The sequence below is a fragment of the Vibrio sp. Y176 genome, assembly GCF_033438945.1.
On the sequence record NZ_JAWOQS010000005.1, the window covers coordinates 41,041 to 57,873 of the forward strand.

The 16,833-nt window shown below is 44.8% G+C and carries 17 protein-coding genes; 1 reads left to right on the top strand and 16 read right to left on the bottom strand.

The annotated features are described in order from the left end of the window. Positions 1 to 73: 73 nt before the first annotated feature. Positions 74 to 1,165 (bottom strand): TRAP transporter substrate-binding protein, encoded by a 1,092-nt coding sequence (locus tag R7O13_RS13830; RefSeq protein ID WP_017636112.1) that lies wholly within the window; start codon positions 1,163 to 1,165, stop codon positions 74 to 76. A gap of 414 nt (positions 1,166 to 1,579) precedes the next feature. Further along, entirely contained in the window at positions 1,580 to 1,984 is a 405-nt protein-coding gene (locus R7O13_RS13835) for a MarR family transcriptional regulator (protein WP_318304070.1), read from the bottom strand. Positions 1,985 to 2,257: 273 nt separating this feature from the next. On the opposite strand from R7O13_RS13835, the gene R7O13_RS13840 reads away from it, so the two are divergent. Further along, complete coding sequence (locus R7O13_RS13840) at positions 2,258 to 2,923, top strand: DUF2982 domain-containing protein (RefSeq protein ID WP_005386825.1); 666 nt, start codon at positions 2,258 to 2,260, stop codon at positions 2,921 to 2,923. 18 nt (positions 2,924 to 2,941) lie between these two features. Here the strand turns inward: R7O13_RS13840 and R7O13_RS13845 are convergent, their stop codons facing one another. The 14 genes from R7O13_RS13845 to nrfC form a co-directional block, all read right to left on the bottom strand. Further along, a complete protein-coding gene (locus R7O13_RS13845; protein WP_005376855.1) occupies positions 2,942 to 3,598 on the bottom strand; it encodes an MBL fold metallo-hydrolase in 657 nt (218 codons plus the stop codon). Positions 3,599 to 3,727: 129 nt separating this feature from the next. Beyond that, positions 3,728 to 4,276, bottom strand: coding sequence for a DUF882 domain-containing protein (locus R7O13_RS13850; RefSeq protein WP_025998732.1), 549 nt, complete (start codon positions 4,274 to 4,276; stop codon positions 3,728 to 3,730). Positions 4,277 to 4,442: 166 nt separating this feature from the next. Next, positions 4,443 to 5,984 (bottom strand): L,D-transpeptidase family protein, encoded by a 1,542-nt coding sequence (locus R7O13_RS13855; RefSeq protein ID WP_005376852.1) that lies wholly within the window; start codon positions 5,982 to 5,984, stop codon positions 4,443 to 4,445. 153 nt (positions 5,985 to 6,137) lie between these two features. After that, a complete protein-coding gene (locus R7O13_RS13860) occupies positions 6,138 to 7,220 on the bottom strand; it encodes a DUF1513 domain-containing protein (RefSeq protein WP_025998733.1) in 1,083 nt (360 codons plus the stop codon). Continuing rightward, positions 7,201 to 8,238 carry an imelysin family protein gene (locus R7O13_RS13865; protein ID WP_151514963.1) on the bottom strand — a complete coding sequence of 346 codons (1,038 nt, stop codon included), beginning with the start codon at positions 8,236 to 8,238 and terminating at the stop codon, positions 7,201 to 7,203. The genes R7O13_RS13860 and R7O13_RS13865 overlap by 20 nt, the downstream gene beginning before the upstream one ends. Before the next feature lie 10 nt (positions 8,239 to 8,248). After that, positions 8,249 to 9,631, bottom strand: a complete 1,383-nt coding sequence (locus tag R7O13_RS13870) for a di-heme oxidoredictase family protein (protein ID WP_318304073.1) — start codon at positions 9,629 to 9,631, stop codon at positions 8,249 to 8,251. 92 nt (positions 9,632 to 9,723) lie between these two features. Further along, positions 9,724 to 10,986 (bottom strand): imelysin family protein, encoded by a 1,263-nt coding sequence (locus R7O13_RS13875; RefSeq protein WP_213973228.1) that lies wholly within the window; start codon positions 10,984 to 10,986, stop codon positions 9,724 to 9,726. 175 nt (positions 10,987 to 11,161) lie between these two features. Beyond that, complete coding sequence (locus R7O13_RS13880) at positions 11,162 to 11,758, bottom strand: GTP cyclohydrolase II (protein WP_025767283.1); 597 nt, start codon at positions 11,756 to 11,758, stop codon at positions 11,162 to 11,164. 271 nt (positions 11,759 to 12,029) lie between these two features. Beyond that, on the bottom strand, positions 12,030 to 12,206 hold the full coding sequence (locus R7O13_RS13885) for a hypothetical protein (protein WP_020480909.1): 177 nt from the start codon (positions 12,204 to 12,206) through the stop codon (positions 12,030 to 12,032). A gap of 146 nt (positions 12,207 to 12,352) precedes the next feature. Next, complete coding sequence (nrfF, locus tag R7O13_RS13890; protein WP_053306573.1) at positions 12,353 to 12,763, bottom strand: heme lyase NrfEFG subunit NrfF; 411 nt, start codon at positions 12,761 to 12,763, stop codon at positions 12,353 to 12,355. Further along, positions 12,750 to 13,283: a DsbE family thiol:disulfide interchange protein gene (locus tag R7O13_RS13895; RefSeq protein ID WP_005376839.1), complete on the bottom strand. Its 534-nt coding sequence runs from the start codon at positions 13,281 to 13,283 to the stop codon at positions 12,750 to 12,752. Before R7O13_RS13895 ends, nrfF begins: the two co-directional genes overlap by 14 nt. Next, a complete protein-coding gene (locus tag R7O13_RS13900) occupies positions 13,261 to 15,168 on the bottom strand; it encodes a heme lyase CcmF/NrfE family subunit (RefSeq protein ID WP_213876418.1) in 1,908 nt (635 codons plus the stop codon). The genes R7O13_RS13895 and R7O13_RS13900 overlap by 23 nt, the downstream gene beginning before the upstream one ends. Positions 15,169 to 15,177: 9 nt before the next feature. Next, positions 15,178 to 16,149 (bottom strand): cytochrome c nitrite reductase subunit NrfD, encoded by a 972-nt coding sequence (nrfD, locus tag R7O13_RS13905; protein ID WP_213876414.1) that lies wholly within the window; start codon positions 16,147 to 16,149, stop codon positions 15,178 to 15,180. Beyond that, entirely contained in the window at positions 16,146 to 16,832 is a 687-nt protein-coding gene (gene nrfC / locus R7O13_RS13910) for a cytochrome c nitrite reductase Fe-S protein (protein WP_086046905.1), read from the bottom strand. Before nrfC ends, nrfD begins: the two co-directional genes overlap by 4 nt. Position 16,833 lies beyond the last annotated feature (1 nt).

Sequence of the window (16,833 nt, forward strand, 5' to 3'; positions counted from 1 at the left end):
GGAGCATTCATTATGAAGTTTTCTTGGGCTTCGATAGCAGGCTAAACCTCTCGGCATCGCCTGCTTCACAACGTTATTGTTGAGCTTGACTGTTTAAGTACGCTCGGTGCGAAATATCTGACCATGGTCGAACTTGATTCATATAGTTCGCTTGCGACTCTTGAATCTCTTTCGCCAAAGCATCTTTTTCTGCATGTTCTTTCAACAAACGATCGTTTGCTTCTCTCAACGCAGCTACTACTTCAGGTGGGAAATCTTTTACTTCAACATTTGGGTATTCAGACTTAATAGATGCCCAGTTTTTGCCGCTTTCGTGTTTCGATTGCGTGTACATATCGTAAGCGGCCGTTTTCATGGCTACTTGCAAAATCGCTTTTAGATCATCAGGTAGACGGTTCCAGGTGCGCTTGTTAACGAGGAACTGAAGCTCAGTCGCTGGCTCATGCCAACCTGTGTAGTAGTAAGGAGCGATTTTGTGGAAGCCCATACGTAGATCCAGCGATGGACCAACCCATTCCAAGGCATCAATTGTGCGACGCTCTAGAGAAGTATATAGCTCACCAGGGGCGATATTCGTTGGCTTGGCACCTAACTCAGCCAAAATCTCACCAGCAAACCCTGGGATACGCATTTTCAAACCCTGTAAGTCCTCGACGGACTTGATCTCTTTTTGGAACCACCCGCCCATCTGAGTATCGGTATTACCGCCAGGGAAAGACATCAAGTTATGTGGAGAGTACACTTTTTCCATCAGCTCCATACCACCGCCGTAGTAAAACCATGCATACTGCTCGGTTGGCAACATACCGAAGGGCATAGAAGTGAAGTAAAGTGTGTTTGGAACCTTACCCTTCCAGTAATAAGACGCTGAGTGACCCATGTCATACTGACCCGACTTAACCATATCAAACACCCCAAAAGGCGCTTTATGCTTGTTTGCGGAATCAATGCGGATTTGCAAACGTCCGTTGGACATCTCTTCCGCCATTTTGGCCATGTTTTTTGTGGTATCACCAAAAATTGGGAAATTAGGCCCCCAAGTTTCAGCAAGCTTTAAACGATAGACTTTTTCAGCAGCGTTTACAGAAGTCGCTGCGAGTGCCATCGCGGCAGCGACAGCGGTTGTTTTGAGCACTCGTTTTAAAGATTTTTGGATTAGACTCATCGTTCACGTCCTTTATCACCAAGGTAATTGTTGTCATCCATTTCATTAGGATTGGCTGTATTCGGTATAAAAGATGTAACAATGTTGTCTAATGCGAAATGGGCATGAACACGGAAGCGAGTGATTCATCAATAAGGCATTAGCCTAAGGTATTACGTACAAGTACGTAGGAAAACCGTCATGACAAAAGACTAATAATAGCAAAATCAATAAATTATATTTTTATCTATGAATAAAAATAAAAGACAATACTTACGTATTTTTCTGCCAAAAAATTTACATAGTATTTAAGAAAATGTGACAAACCACTTATTGGTAGTGTTAAAGTCAGTACTTAATGCATTATTTCCAATACCAAGATAAAAAAATACCTCGGCATCAGCCGAGGTATTCAATCTAGAACGGTAGCGGTAATTAAACTGCTTTGTAGATAACTTTGTTACCTGCTAACTGCTGTTTTTGAACTAGGTTTTCTTCAAGAAGCTTCTTTAGTGCGCCAGTAGCCCATGATGCCGCTTTAGTATCTTCTTGACCTGCAGCTAGACCGATGCCTTTAGGGTTAATACCTTCAGCATTCGCAATAACGATGTCTAATACTTGTTGTTGCTTAGGAGTAAGGGCAACATCAACTGTTTTCACTGCAGCTACTTTTTTATCAGCTACTACTTTCTCCGCAACAGCTTTTTCAGCAACAGAAGGTGCTACTGCTTTTTCCGCAACAGGCTTCACTGCTTTAGGTGCTGCAGCTAAGTTTGCTACTGTCGCTTTAATGCGTTTTTGCAGTTTCATCTGCACTTTACGCTTATGAGCAAGTCTCATTGAATATTTCTCCAGTTCACTGCATCTCAGCAGGGATGAAAATTTGAAGCGCGTTTTATACCAAAATTCACAAGCAATTTGTAGGTTTTAGCGGCGAAACGCGATGAAAAATGCGCTCAAAGCATAGAACGTCTACTATTTAATCAGATATTTTATGAACGGATTTATTGAATACTGGGTATAAAAACAGAGGTTTGTTTTATTTTAAATGCAAATCAATGCACATAAAGCTGCCCACTCATTTTTGGACAAGTATTCGATGAGGTTATAAGCATGGAAACGCTGCACCTAACAAATTCACATTTCAAACCCGACTCCCCTATCAACAGAATACTTTTGTTGCTCGTTGCACTCATCACTTTGTTTTTGGTTGCCATTTCTCCGGGATGGAAGCAAGCCATGTTGTCGGTCATTTTGATGTCTGCAATCGTTGGTTTCGCCATCTTGATGATTAAGAAAAGCCAAGTCACTTTTACGCTGACAGCTTCTCACTTTCAGCAACACCTTTTTAAAGGAGGTTGGGTCGTCCGATGGCGAAATATTGAGTCAATCGGTATTTGTAGCTACCAACAGGAAGGGTGGCACCAACCGCTACCTTGGATCGGTATTCGTCTAAAACACTACTCACCCTACTTAAATTCAATCTGCCCTCGTATAGCGACAGAAATTCTCCTCAGCCAGCGAGCACTGCTTTACTTAGGCGCGAAACAAAATCAGTGTGAAGATAAGTTTGAGGATATAGTGCTTGACCCTAAACCGTATATAAACAGAGATGGGATTGAGTACAAAGGTTTGTTAGCGATGCTCGCCAACCGGATGAAGTATCAGAGAGGCTTTTATGGCTACGATCTATTTATATCAGCAAGTGATCTAGATCGTGAGGCTGAGGATTTTGTGGGACTGACTCGGCGATACTTAGCTGCCGCCGAGCCAGAATAATGCTTAGTACACGCACTTTTAGTAAAGCGGCATCTCGTCAGCAACGAACGGGTTAGTTTTACGCTCATGACCGAAAGTCGATTGAGGGCCGTGACCAGGGACAAACGTGACATCATTGCCTAAAGGCCACAATTTCTCTTTGATAGAACTAATCAACGTATTGAAATCACCTTGTGGGAAGTCAGTTCGACCAATGCTACCGTTAAACAAAACGTCACCCACAAACGCTAAACGCGCTTCTTCACTGTAAAGCACAACGTGACCAGGTGTATGACCAGGTGTGTGGAATACGTTCAGCACTTGATTACCAAAAGTGACAGTGTCACCCTCATTTAGCCATTGGTGCGGTTCAAACGCTTCTGTCAGCGGGAAACCAAACATTTGGCTCTGACCTTCCAAACCTTGCAACCAGAAGTTATCTGCCTTGTGAGGACCAACAATCTCTGTACCGCCAAGCAGTGCAGACAGCGGTTCCGTGCCACCTACGTGGTCCAAGTGACCGTGTGTTAGCACTAGGTTTACCACGTCAACACCCAGCTCTTTGATAAGCATAGCGAGCTGCTTTTCATCGCCGCCTGGGTCAACCACAATACCTTTCATGGTTTCGTCACACCAGACAATAGAACAGTTTTGAGAGAAAGATGTTACTGGAACAACTTGGTATTTCAGAGCCATAGATAACCTATACCGAATAAATTTGCATGAAAACTGCCGCAACTATGACACTAAGGCCTAGCGACTTCAAGCTTTGAACTGTGGGTAATCGACGACGTTCTGAGACTAGAAACCTTGTCTCAACTAGCACTACCAGGAACGAACAGCTCCCGTATCGATATGAACAAAGTTACTACCTGGATAATAACCCACGCCACCGGCTTTTAGGCTTAATGCAGCATCACGAACCGTTGAAAGCTTCACGCCGTCTAAACGAAAATCAATGGCCTTTCCTTCCATGTGCATGCTCTTTTTCGCTACACGAGAAGACCCGTTGCGCAGCGAGGCGTTAGTGGCAGGAGAACGGTAACCTGAAATGACGATCACCTCTGCTTCTGTACCAATTAACTTTTGAATTTGGCTTATTTGATCGAACAAGCGTCGATCCATCGGATGAACCTCATTCCGTCGATGGTCTCGACAAAACTCATTCAGCCTTTGAAGTTCATCATTAATGTATCGTTTTCCATCGAAATAGCATGTTTCGAGGATCTCTCCAGTATTAAGATTGTTCATCGCCAGCGCACGTGGCTCGTCAGGGAGTGAAGCCCAAGAAAATGATGGCAGGGCAGACACCAACACCACACCACCAGCGGTCATTTTAAGGAAATCTCGGCGGGAAAAGTTACGACTTACCATTTCAAAATACAGTGCTCAACAACTAGACAAGTCGTGGACATTAACCAAACACATTTGTCACGTCAAATGCATAAAATGCTCCATCTTGATTTTCAGATGCAGTAATTATTGATTAATTATTGAACGAAAAGAGAATTCTTCGTTTTGTAAATTTTCCTTAAAGATTTCAACTGCGGTGATCGTACTTATAGATATCATCACGGTAGTAAAGCGTTCCCTCTTCCAACCATGCTGTTTGATAAATGATGTGTACTTGAATGCGCTCTCCCAAAGGAACTGACGTGTTAGACCGACGAGAACTTTCTCGCTTTTTCGCTAAACGTTCTTCCAACCCCTGAGTTTTGAACAGAAGTTCTGCTAACTGGTCTGCATGTTCTACACGAACACATCCTGAGCTGAATGCGCGTCTGTCCTGTTCAAACAAGTTCTTACTTGGCGTGTCATGCAAATAAATAGCTTGTGGGTTAGGCATATTGAACTTGTACAATCCCAGTGCATTTTGTAAGCCCGACGCCTGTCGCATACGATAAGGAAATGTTCTCGGATTCACCGTTGCCCAATTGATGGTTGTAGGGTCAATAATTTCGTTCGAAGTCCAAGACCGAATGATTTGAATGTTATGGTTAATCAAATACATCGGATTACGTTTTACTTTAGGAATAATGTCTTTAACCATGATAGTCCAAGGCACGTTCCAAGTTGGGTTGAGAATAACTGAATCCAGTGCTACCGACATGATGGGCGTTTTTCTTGATGCTCTCCCTACCACGACTTTAGACTCAAACAAGGGTTGACCGTCATGCCAATACGTGACTTCGTATCCAGGCACGTTAACAAAGACAACATTATCCCTTTCTTTCGACCAAATTCTTGAACGCTCAGAATTCAACGCCAGCAGATGCAATCGCTCTTGAGGAGAAAAGTTGATCCATCGAATGGTATTCGGGCCGATAACGCCATCTTCTTTCAAACCATGAATACGCTGGAACTCTTTTATCGCAAGCTCTAATTGTTCGTCATATTCTTCAGTGACTAAATCCAAGTAAGAAACATCTACGCCTACGATCTCCATTCGCTCAATCAATAGGGGTCTGTTTTCTAATATATCGCCAACACGTGCTAGCCCAGTTTGTTGATAGGCAGGATATTGGTACTGAGAATGTTCCGATAGCGAAGAATAGGCGGAGTAGAAAGCATCATCTGTTTGTAATGGAGACCGGAGACTTGCCAAAAACTGACCAAGTTTGCCAACCGTAATCTCATTACTCAAAACCGATAAAGTATCGATGCTAGGAGCGGGTAACGTAACATGGGCTTTGTCTGTAAATAGCCAATTAATCCCTTCTTCGGGGAGTTGCTCAAGATAACTAAGGTACATCAAGAGTGAATCTGTCATCACTAAATCGAAGTCGAGATTATCTCCCTGCCACCTTACTTGGTTTATCCGGTGAAGTTGATTTTCGAATTCATCGGTGACATCCGCAAGTGCAACCAGGTTTACTTGAAAAAGAAACTGCTCAATATCACTTTCATTTTCCCAGTTCAAACGGTAATTGGTGCTTTGATACAGTTGATCAATCACCTCTGGATAATGGATCATTTTTTCTACAGACAGCTTTTGTACCGCTCCCTCTTGCTCGACTTGCGCTGAAGCTTCGAGAGAAACGACGGTGGAAAAGCTGCAAAACGGCACCAGAAGTGCCGTCATGATTAAAACCCTAGCAAACACTGAAATGATCCTTGCGCTACTTGCCATAATAAAAAGTATGGCAAATATCTCACAGCTTGCAGGTTTAAAATTAAGAATCTGATGCCGAAAACGACAACAAAACTCTCTATAAGTAATTACTCAATGATCTTTCTAGATAATTCTCGACCAATGGTTGTCCCATTGCACTCCGCTTGCGAAGGTACTTTTTGACTCTTCAGGCCTTTGCTCTACCACTTTTCCCGCCCCAGAGCTGACTCGGAACTCATCGCCATAGACCACAACACCAGAGGCATCTGGTAACGCACTTAGCTCGACCAATTTGCCCGTAGATTTAGACCATATACCATAACAACTGCCCGGAGGCGAAGTGGCTAAGATCCATTCATCGGTTGCTGCAATACTCGCAACGTAGTGATTGAAACGCGCCCACTCTTCAGGCTCAGCTTGAAGATCTTGCATTTCACCACCACGCGTGTGCATGGCGATCAAGGCTGGATACTCGTCCGGCTCACCACGATATTGCTGACCACAAAGCACGGTTTCCGCACCATCATGAGCTAAATGGCGAATACTCAACTTATGATCCGGTAAAGACACTTGATCCAGTAGCTCACCCTTCTGTGAAAGGTAACTCAGGCTGGGTTTCATGCTATCAAGATTGAGAGGTTCACGACCGTTAGTGTGTACGCCACCGACGCCAATCGCCAATACACCATCAGGCATCATGATCACTTCATGAGGACCAAGGCCAAAACCCGTTAACTCATCAATCTTTTGATATTGCTTCTGCACATCATAAACACCAATGATCCCGCGGCTTGTCCCCCTCTCCCCTTCTGTGGCAAATAGCAACGTGCCGTCATGGGAGTAAACACCATGTCCGTAAAAATGACGATTTGGCGTTGCTAGTTGCAGTTTGATCATCTGCTCTGAGCGATAATCAAACACCATGAAGAAAGTACCAGGTCGACGACCAAAAACTACGGCGTGGCCTTGTTGGTTGGTTGCTACACCGTGACCACGCTCAGGAATCGGCAATGAAGATAGCGGCATACCATGCTCATCCGCCACCACCGCTGCGAATTTATCTCGACCAATGATAGAACAGCCGATCAACGCAGGTTCACGTGAGCTTGTTGAAGCACAACCAAATGGCATCATAGGTATAGCCGCCCCGAATAGAGCGGCTTTCAGCAAGGTTCGGCGGGTTTGATCAGTCACCATCGGTTGCATTAAATCCTATAACTACGCCAAGCTCGATCGCCACTTCTTCGTGAATCAGGTACTTCAATTGCTCTAGCTTATTGTATTGAGAGAGCACCATGCGATAGCCTTCTTTTGTTTGTAGTGCAGCAAACAAGCTCTTATCTTCTGGCCAAGTTTCTAACGCCATTTCAAACTGATGAACGACACGGTCTGCGAGATCTGCATGGCCTTGCCCTCTAAGTAGCGCATCTAAACCATTCCCGTTAGCAAAGTACAACGCTTCCATCCCTTGAAGGTTGGCTTTTAAGTTTGAAAGCGAGGTCTCGGAACGCCACGATTCTGAGAAATACGGGCGAGGCTTACCAATCTTCGCTAGCGGTCGGCTCAACTTCTTCATGCTGTATTCAAGCTGATTCGAGAGCAGTGAAATGTACTCAGATTCCCATTCCGTCATCTCTAGCGATTTCCAAGGGTTCTCTGCCCAAGAATCCGCGATGATCTGCGCTTTGTCATCAAGGTTTTCAGCAATCGAAACGCCTGTCGCACAAGTATTGCCGTTGCTAGATAAGGTCGACGCTTTATCGTAAAGCAGCCATTCCAATGCACCTAAACCTTGTACGGTGACACTTTGGGTGGAGATATCTTCTGCACTCCAAGCTTGATCAGATTTTGTCAGTACGGACATTTTACGACCAGTGGTGTTCTTTTTATCTGGCCAAAACTGAACATTCCAGCTTTGCTCCAGCGCCGTAGCAGGGCCACGTTCTTGACCTTGTAATGCCATCCACACAAGCATAGTTTGATGCCATTGCTGTTTTACTTGTGCATCATCTTTCGACTCTGATGCGCAGTAATCTGCGAAGCGTTGTTCAAGTTCTGTGGTTTGCGCTAAAAACGTCTGAGCTGATTGAAACTCCACCTCGTACACGCTTTGAGAAATATGACTTGTACTCTCAGGCTTGGCAGAGCTCGAACCGATGGTCGATTGGCAACCAACCAAACTTAACGTTGCGGCAATCGCACTCACTAATAGTGTTTTTTTCATGGTTGCTTCCTTATAGAGAATTCAGAAACGCAATCAATGCGTCACGTTCTTTTTTGTTCAGTGCTAAGACGTTTTGTTTCGCCGTTTCAGCTTCGCCGCCGTGCCACAACACTGCTTCCATCAGGTTACGAGCGCGACCATCATGTAAGAAGTAAGTATGTCCGTTTACTTCTTCGGTATAACCAATGCCCCATAGCGGTGCTGTTCGCCACTCGCGGCCGTTTGCTAGGTATTCCGGACGGTTATCGGCTAAGCCTTCACCCATGTCATGCAAAAGCATGTCGGTGTATGGGTGGATAAGCTGCTCAGAAAGCGCTGGTAACTCTGGTCGTTTCGCCGTTTTAACACTGGTCTTGTGGCAGCTTTCACAGCCAGACGCAGCAAAGATTTGCTGACCAAGTTTCACGTTAGGGTCATTGACATTACGGCGAATAGGTACGGCTAAGTGTTGGCTGTAAAACTCTACGAAGTCGAGAATATTTTCACTCACTTCAGGTTTGCCGCCATTTGGCATGTCGTCACAAATGCTTTGTTTCGAGGTACAGTTTTCATTTGGGAATAAATGGCTCGTAAGACCCACATCACCATTGAATGCTGCTGCATTTTGCTGCATTAACGTCGGTTGTCCTGCTTTCCAGCCAAAACGACCAATCGAGAAGTCGTCCTTTTCAATATCCCACACCTTATTGACTTTGCCTGAGATACCGTCTTTGTCGGCATCTTGTTCATCAGCCCAAGCAAGTAGCGTTTCGTCGGGAATACTCTCTAACAAACCAAGGCCGATCATTGGCGGTGCCACGCGTGCTGAGAACTCGGTATCAGGGTGCATATCGCCGTAACCCAGATCGGTAATGTTCAAATGAGGTTTTCTTAGCGTCACCGTCGTACCGTCTTTAAATTTCACTGGGACATCGGTGTAAGTGATTTCGATTTTGCCTTCTGGCGTTTGATCTTGCAGGGCGAAATCTTGAAGCTGGCCACCATAAGTCGGCTCAGGTATGCCGCCATCTTTGATGTAAGCTTTCTTTTGTTCTGGCGTCATCGTAGGAATGCTTAAGCGCACTAACATAGACACGGCATGTAAATCATCTTTCTCTGGCGGATGACCACGACCGTCTTTGATGTGGCAGTTCTGACAACCATTGGTATTAAAAAGCGGGCCTAGGCCGTCACGAGCGTCCGTTGACGCTGGCGCTTGTACCCAAGGGTTGCGGAAAAAGCTGTTACCGACACTAAAATCGAGGCGTTTGCTCATTGGCAAGTTAGCAGCAGGAAGAGAATAGGCATTCGCGCCGTCTTTTTTAACACTGGTTTTGCCACCGGACTTAACATCGTAAGCCATGGCAGAAGAAGAAAGGATCGCGGCTAGCGCAGAAATTAGGTATGGCTTCATATCATTGCTCTACATAGACAACAAGGGTGATAACAACGAGCTCAAACGGCAAAAGGGCTCACAAAGAGCCCTTATTTATTATGGTTTTCTTATTAAAACTCGTGGTCAGCAGTATCAGGGCTTAGGCTGTCGATGCCGACAATGCTTGCCGCGCGCTCAATCGCACCGGTTTGTGCTACCAACGACATGATGGTGTCGTTTACTAGCGCGTTGCCCTGTGCGTTACCCGCTGCAATAAGTTGGTCAAAGTGCTGGTTGTTCTTCTCTGCAGAAGTCACTAGCTCACCAACTTGGCTAAGTGTTGTATCAAACTGCTTTTGAATGTCGGTCGCAGCTTTCTTATCTTTTTGAACAACAAGATCAGCAATACTTGGACCAGATAGCTCTTTGCCGTTTACACCTTTGTATGTACCTGTGTAAACGTTGTAGATGCCTTGCTCATTGTAGTAGTGAGAATTATGCGTGTTGTCTGAGAAACAATCGTGCTCGTCTTCAGTTGAGTTCGCTTCTAGTGCCACTTTCATGCGCTCACCCGCTAGCTCACCTAGAGAAAGAGAACCCATGCCGAATAGCATCTTACGTAGACCATTGTCCGCTGAGTCGTTCAGTAGCTCTTCACGGTAGTTACCTTTTACTTCAGCAGACCACTGCTTTTCCATCCACTCTAGGTCTTGAACCAGTAGATCAGCGGCTGCTTTTAGGTACTCTCCACGACGCTCACAATGGCCATTCGTACACTCAGAACCCACAACGAAATCAGTGTAAGCACGTTGACCTGCACCCGCGTTAGTGCCGTTTAGGTCTTGACCCCAAAGCAAGAATTCAATCGCGTGGTAACCTGATGCAACGTTTGCCTCAGAACCGCCTACTTCGTTTAGATCCGCTAGCAATTCTGGAGTGATTTTTGAAACGTCCAGTTTAGAAGCACCGATCTGTAGGCTAGTGTTCGCGATGATGTTGGCAGCAGCGCCCTCGTTACCCAATTCGTATTGGTAATCAGCCGCTACGTAGTCAATCAAACCTTCATCAAGTGGCCATGCGTTCAGCTGACCTTCCCAATCATCAACAATCGCGTTACCAAAACGGAAAACTTCAGACTGTTGGTAAGGCACGCGAGAATCTAGCCAAGCTTGTTTTACTTCTTCAAGCTTTTTCGCTGATGGTGATTGTAGAAATTCGTCGATTTTCACATCAAGCGCTTTCGCTGTTGTTACTGAATCAGCAAATACAGCATGGGCAACGTCCGCGTAATGTTCGACTACTTGTTGTTTAGTTACTGTGGCAGCAACGGTAGAACCACTGGCAATGAGGAGTGATGCAGCAATAGATTGGACTAAAACTTTTTTTGCATTCATCTGAAGCATCCTTGTTGAGCTTTTCAATTATCGTATTGGTAGTGCTAATTATTCTTATTTGCACTTTAGTCTCGAGATAATACAAATTTACAATTTATTTGCAACTCCAGATACAAAAAAAACCTCATAAAAATGAGGTTTTTCACAGGCTTTATTGTCAGTTTTATCTTTAGGATTAAACCTTTAGGTCATGTTTTCCGTGAGAGACTTTTGCCTTCAGATAATTTTCGTTGCCATCTTTGATATGTGCAGAGGTATTGACAACCTCGCCAATTTCAATTCCGTACTCAGATAACTCACGAATTTTCTTAGGGTTGTTCGTCACGAGGCGGATCTTATTCACGCCTAAAGCTTCTAGCATTTGTGCTGCTTCTGTGAAATCACGCAGGTCATCATCAAAGCCCAAATGGTTGTTAGCTTCGTACGTGTTCATGCCCTGGCTTTGTAAGCGGTATGCATCGATCTTATTGTACAAACCAATACCACGACCTTCCTGACGGAGATACAAGATGATACCACCGGACTCGCCCATGCGATTGATCGTCTCTTCTAGTTGCTCACCACAGTCACAGCGTGAAGAGTGGAACACATCGCCTGTCAAACACTCAGAGTGCATACGAACTAAAGGCATGTCCTGAGTTTGGTCCGCTTGTTTAAAGATAATAGCAACATGCTCTTTGTCTGTCTTCAGACCATGGAAAGACAGAATTTCGGCATCAATGTTACTTTTTGCCCCGACTTTAAAATCTACTCTGGCACGTACTTCCGCCATATCTATACTCACTCGATTTATTGCTTGATGCGCTTGATGCGTTTTCGTTATTGCATTCATGGGATTTACTCGTTGCTCTTCAACTATGGGGACTGATACCGCATTTTGCAATATAGAGATCACAATTGAGGGCAGTTATCCACTCAAGACAGCAAAAGAGAAACACTCTCCAACTGAACAATTGTTATATTATAACAATTTAAAAAAACTACAATAAAAAACCCCAGACAAATTTTGTCTGGGGTTTCAAGAAGGTCGTTTGGTCTATCTTTTAATGGGTCTGACTGCGCTTCCAAACGGCGAGTTCAATCCAAACTGCTTCGAGTTCTTGGATTTCCTCGTCGGTCAACACGGCGAGCGTTGAAGTAACTTGAGGCAGGTTCGGTGATTGCAATGCACGAATCTGCGAATAGAAGTCTTTTTTAAGTTGTAATATAACTGAATCCACTGCGTGCACCTATTTCGTTCTTTTATTACTTATCCAGCTCAAAATTTTTATTTTCTTTATACTGGAAACTTCATAAATTCGGAAAAATGATAACATTCTGCTTGTTAAGTGCACAATTTATTTTTAATAGTGGAATAACGGTCACATTAATTACGCTTCACCATTCGGATCGAATATAAGACAAAAAAGATCAAAAATAGCACAGGAAAGATCCACAACAGCGCCGTGGAATAATTTAATGGTGGTTGGTACAGAACAATATTCCCATAACGAGCAACTAGATAGTCCTTTATTTCTTGATCTGAGCTGCCTTCATTGGCCATCGTATACACTTTCAACCTCAGGTCTTTAGCCGCTTGTGCATTAGACTCGACAAGGTTTTGGTTTTGACACTGCGGGCAGCGTAATGCCTTGGCTAACGAGGTTGCACGCTGTTGCACTTCAACGGAATGAAATTCAAACAGATCAACATTCTGTTCTATATCCGCACTTCTCGTGAAAGGAGAAAATAGTATAAATAGGATTAAAGTGAGGAGAAGATTATTAAATCGAAACATTCAAGTATCCTGAAAATATATCGTTCCATTTATCTGCCGTTAGCTCTCCACGATATTTGATCAATATACGACCATTTGGATCAATCAAGTAAGTTTCCGGCGTTCCGATAACACCTAGCTCCACAGCGAGCTTTCCATTAGGGTCACTAATTACTTCAATATATGGATTTCGTTTAGAGCTCAAATATTCACGAGCGGCTTGTTTTTGATCTCTATAATTCAGCCCAATAATAGGCACACCGAGTTCTGCTAACTGCAATAATTCTTCATGCTCTCGTTTGCATACTCCGCACCAAGATGCCCAAACATTCAATAATTTATATCCGTCGCTTTTGAACAACTGCTCAGAAACCATGTCATCAGAGATCAGAGAAGTAGAGCGAAAATTAGGTGCATCTAAATTTCGTTGTGGGGACAATTCAACATGTGGTCGCTCAGACAAAGCCACCGCAGTTACTACAGCAAACACGGCAACAGCCACAAACAGACCTGCGAGTTTAAGCGTATTTCTCGATCGCATTGATAGCCTCTCTCCTTTTCTTTAGGCCGGTTAATAGCGCACCAAACACAGCTAGTAGCCCGCCAGACCATATCCACCAAATACCTGCGCGGTACTGAACTTTAATCGCATAAGCATGAGTATCGACTTTGTCACCCAATGTCACGTAATAATCGCCATGCCATAGTGAACGAATCGCAGGCTCGGTCATATTCATCACTCGCACAGGGTAATGACGCTTTTGCGGGTTGAAATTGAGCATGCGGCCATCTTCCAAGTGCAAGGTGATCTGTCCTTGTTCCGCGGTGTAGTTTGGCCCCACCAGCCATTCGATACCATGATAATCAATAGTGATCCCCGCCCTTTGTTGAGAACTGCCGGGTTCGACACGTAAATTATGTTCATATGAGTAGTGACTGTTGAATACAGCTCCACTCACCGCCAGCGCAAAACCGATATGTGCCATCACGATTGGCATGAGTTTGCGCTTATTGGAACAACGAAACAGCATAACGAGATGCGCCACAATCACCCAAGTAGCCAATATTATGGTTAGCAATACTTCGAAATGCAGTACGTTCACTGAGAACATAAACCCGATCCCAGAGACTATAGATAACGCAATACTAATCGCGATATCAGTGCTTCCACTCGGAACTGCGCCTTTTGTCCATTTCAGCACTGGCATGAATGCTAAGGCAATCAGAGCCAGTATGCTTAATGGAAAGGTCAGACTATTAAAGTAAGGTGCGCCAACCGAAATGTTCCCTAAGCCGAGCAGTTGATAAACCATCGGATAAAAAGTGCCAAGAAAAACGATGGCAGTCGCAATAACCAGCAGCCCTTTGGCGATATAAGCAGTGTAAGCTTGGCTCGCTAGAGATTGAAGTTTGAAACGAGGGAGTTGTTCTCCTCGCAAAATCAATACGCCAAAAGTGATGATGACAAGCAAGCTCAATACACCAAGCAGCACTAAACCTTTAGTTGGGTCCACCGCAAAAGCGTGCACTGAAGTCAGCACGCCAGAGCGCACCACGAATGTCCCTAAAATGCTTAGGTTGAACGTAGCAAACGCCAGTGCATAGGTGCTCCAAATTGCGCCTCTGTTACGTGTTGCGACAACACCGCTGTGCAACAAAGCAGTACCAGTAAGCCAAGGGAGTAGAGAAGCGTTCTCCACAGGGTCCCAAAACCACCAGCCGCCCCACCCTAGCTCATTGTACGCCCACCATAATCCCACCAAGATACCCAACGTGAGCGTTCCCCATGCAAAAAACGCTGCGCTTCGAGCAACCACATACCAATCGCTCATCGGTTGTTTACCCAATAGCGCTGCTAATGCAAAAGCTAATATTGCTGCGTAACCGACATAACCGAGATAAAGCAATGGTGGATGAATGATAAGCCCAACATCTTGCAACATTGGGTTTAGATCTCGTCCTTCCGACGCCAATACTTGGGCATACTCGAACGGGTTAGAGGTCATTAACGTGAACCAAGCAAATGTCGCAATAAGAAGGTTCATGATTCCTAAACAGTCACAAGTATATTGGGCGTTGAGCGGTGACTTAAATGCAATAAACGACGCCCATAAACTCAAGGTGACGACCCAAAACAACATGGAGCCTTGGTGCCCGCCCCAAGCGGCAGCAATCTTGAATGCTACGGGAAGTTGACTGTTGGAATGCGTAACAACATATTCCAACGCGAAGTTGTCTTGCACGAAGCAGACGATCAGAAGTGCTAAACAAATGAAGGAAGCTAAGCTAATGATGTGGGACATCGCGACTTGATGCGGCAATGTCGCCTTCTTACTCATAGCACGACGTAGCCAATGCAGCAACGATGCACAAGTCGATGTTACAGCCACCAATATCAGTAAGAAGAACCCTAGCTCAGCTTCCATTTATCCCCCTTACACTATGGTCATTTGACCGGCATATAGAATGAAAGTACGCAGCATAAGTACGCCAACCAAGCTCAACGTCGTGACCACAAAAACGTAACTGCCTCTGTAGCGCACTTCTGAAGGCGTTAACCAATTGAGAGTCAAAGGCGTTATCATGCCGATGAACACTACGCCAACCCAGAACCATTGAGCCCAGAATCCACTCGAAATAGCATTCCAAGCCGCGACTTCGTTCTGACCACCGCTGAAGATCAGTCCGGTAAAGAAGGTCACTAAGATAAACAGCTCAAACAATACTACTGGGCGTTCAAATCCGTGTACCCAAGACACACTTGGGCTGCTGGTCGACTCTTTAAATACCAAGATACCGAACATCAAGCATGCTGCTGCACCCGAGGACAAACTAGAGAACAGGAACAAGATTGGCAGTACTGGATTGTTTAGCATTGGGTAAGTCTTCAACGCAGACAATAGAAAGCCAGTGTACGCTGCAAGTACGATGGCTAAGAAGCCCAAGAACAATTCAATGGCGTTGTTGGCTTTCCCCGCCTTAATCAAAATGCCATCGGCAAAATCCAACAGTTTGCTCGGTAACTTACCCTCACAAAAGCTGATGATTTGATGGCGGAAGATAACGCCAATCCAAACAAACAGCACTAGCATGTACACTTGGAACAAGATCACGCCCATCGACATCACAGACGTTGGGTTGTAGTAGATCATGATCTTCCAAAACTCTAAAGGCTTGGTTAAATGGAAAATCAAAATTACCAACCCAGCAATGATGCCAAATGGTGCGAGCCAAGCCATCGCTTTCATGATGCCGTTGTTTGCGGGATCACCTTCAATCACTTTGCGTTTTAAATAGATAGAAATAATCACCGCACCCGCTGACATCCCAGCAAGGAATAAGTAAATCGCGATGATCCAATCCCAGACTAACGAGTCAAAGTGGAATGCACTTTCGAAGCCGTTCATGATGACACCTCCCCTTTGCTATGCGGAATTTTGTACAGTTTAGGTTGCGTACCTAAATGCGATTTATCGCGATAGACAACATGGCTTTCGATAGCTTTGCTCACCTCGCTAGTTGGGTCATTTAAATCACCAAAGATGAGTGCTTTTGTTGGGCAAGATTCCACGCAAGCTGGCTGCTTACCTTGCGCTAGGTTGGTATCACGGCAGAAGTTACATTTATCCGCAGAGTGATCGACTGGATTAAAGAAGCGCACTTGGTAAGGGCAAGCAGCAAGGCAATAACCACATCCGACACATTTCTCTTTGTGTACATCCACGATGCCGGTCGCTTCATCTTTGTATGCAGCGCCTGTTGGACAAACGTATACACATGGTGGGTTATCACAGTGCTGACAGGATTCACGAGTAAACTGGTATTCCACATCTGGGAACTCGCCAATCGGTTCACTGCGATGAATTTTAAGTCGCGTTACGCCTTCAGGGACTTTATTTACTTCGCGACAAGCATCGGTACAAGCGGTACAGCCAATGCAGGCATTTTCATCATGAACCATACCCATGCGTTTCGCTTGTTCACGGTTGCTGGCATAAAGAGAGGAGCTAACAACGGAAGTGCCTGCAACGCCTGTAGTTAAAATCAACGCGCCGCTGCCGGCTAAAAAGTTTCTTCTCGAACATTTCATG

Excerpts from the sequence above, each read along its gene's own strand:
- R7O13_RS13845 (WP_005376855.1), bottom strand. The coding sequence starts at position 3,598 with ATGGCTCTGAAATACCAAGTTGTTCCAGTAACATCTTTCTCTCAAAAC.
- R7O13_RS13860 (WP_025998733.1), bottom strand. The coding sequence starts at position 7,220 with ATGCAACCGATGGTGACTGATCAAACCCGCCGAACCTTGCTGAAAGCC.
- R7O13_RS13895 (WP_005376839.1), bottom strand. The coding sequence starts at position 13,283 with ATGCGATCGAGAAATACGCTTAAACTCGCAGGTCTGTTTGTGGCTGTT.
- R7O13_RS13875 (WP_213973228.1), bottom strand. The coding sequence starts at position 10,986 with ATGAATGCAAAAAAAGTTTTAGTCCAATCTATTGCTGCATCACTCCTC.
- nrfF (WP_053306573.1), bottom strand. The coding sequence starts at position 12,763 with ATGTTTCGATTTAATAATCTTCTCCTCACTTTAATCCTATTTATACTA.
- R7O13_RS13865 (WP_151514963.1), bottom strand. The coding sequence starts at position 8,238 with ATGAAAAAAACACTATTAGTGAGTGCGATTGCCGCAACGTTAAGTTTG.
- R7O13_RS13880 (WP_025767283.1), bottom strand. The coding sequence starts at position 11,758 with ATGGCGGAAGTACGTGCCAGAGTAGATTTTAAAGTCGGGGCAAAAAGT.
- R7O13_RS13855 (WP_005376852.1), bottom strand. The coding sequence starts at position 5,984 with ATGACGGCACTTCTGGTGCCGTTTTGCAGCTTTTCCACCGTCGTTTCT.
- R7O13_RS13900 (WP_213876418.1), bottom strand. The coding sequence starts at position 15,168 with ATGGAAGCTGAGCTAGGGTTCTTCTTACTGATATTGGTGGCTGTAACA.
- R7O13_RS13835 (WP_318304070.1), bottom strand. The coding sequence starts at position 1,984 with ATGAGACTTGCTCATAAGCGTAAAGTGCAGATGAAACTGCAAAAACGC.
- nrfC (WP_086046905.1), bottom strand. The coding sequence starts at position 16,832 with ATGAAATGTTCGAGAAGAAACTTTTTAGCCGGCAGCGGCGCGTTGATT.
- R7O13_RS13870 (WP_318304073.1), bottom strand. The coding sequence starts at position 9,631 with ATGAAGCCATACCTAATTTCTGCGCTAGCCGCGATCCTTTCTTCTTCT.
- R7O13_RS13840 (WP_005386825.1), top strand. The coding sequence starts at position 2,258 with ATGGAAACGCTGCACCTAACAAATTCACATTTCAAACCCGACTCCCCT.
- nrfD (WP_213876414.1), bottom strand. The coding sequence starts at position 16,149 with ATGAACGGCTTCGAAAGTGCATTCCACTTTGACTCGTTAGTCTGGGAT.
- R7O13_RS13850 (WP_025998732.1), bottom strand. The coding sequence starts at position 4,276 with ATGGTAAGTCGTAACTTTTCCCGCCGAGATTTCCTTAAAATGACCGCT.
- R7O13_RS13830 (WP_017636112.1), bottom strand. The coding sequence starts at position 1,165 with ATGAGTCTAATCCAAAAATCTTTAAAACGAGTGCTCAAAACAACCGCT.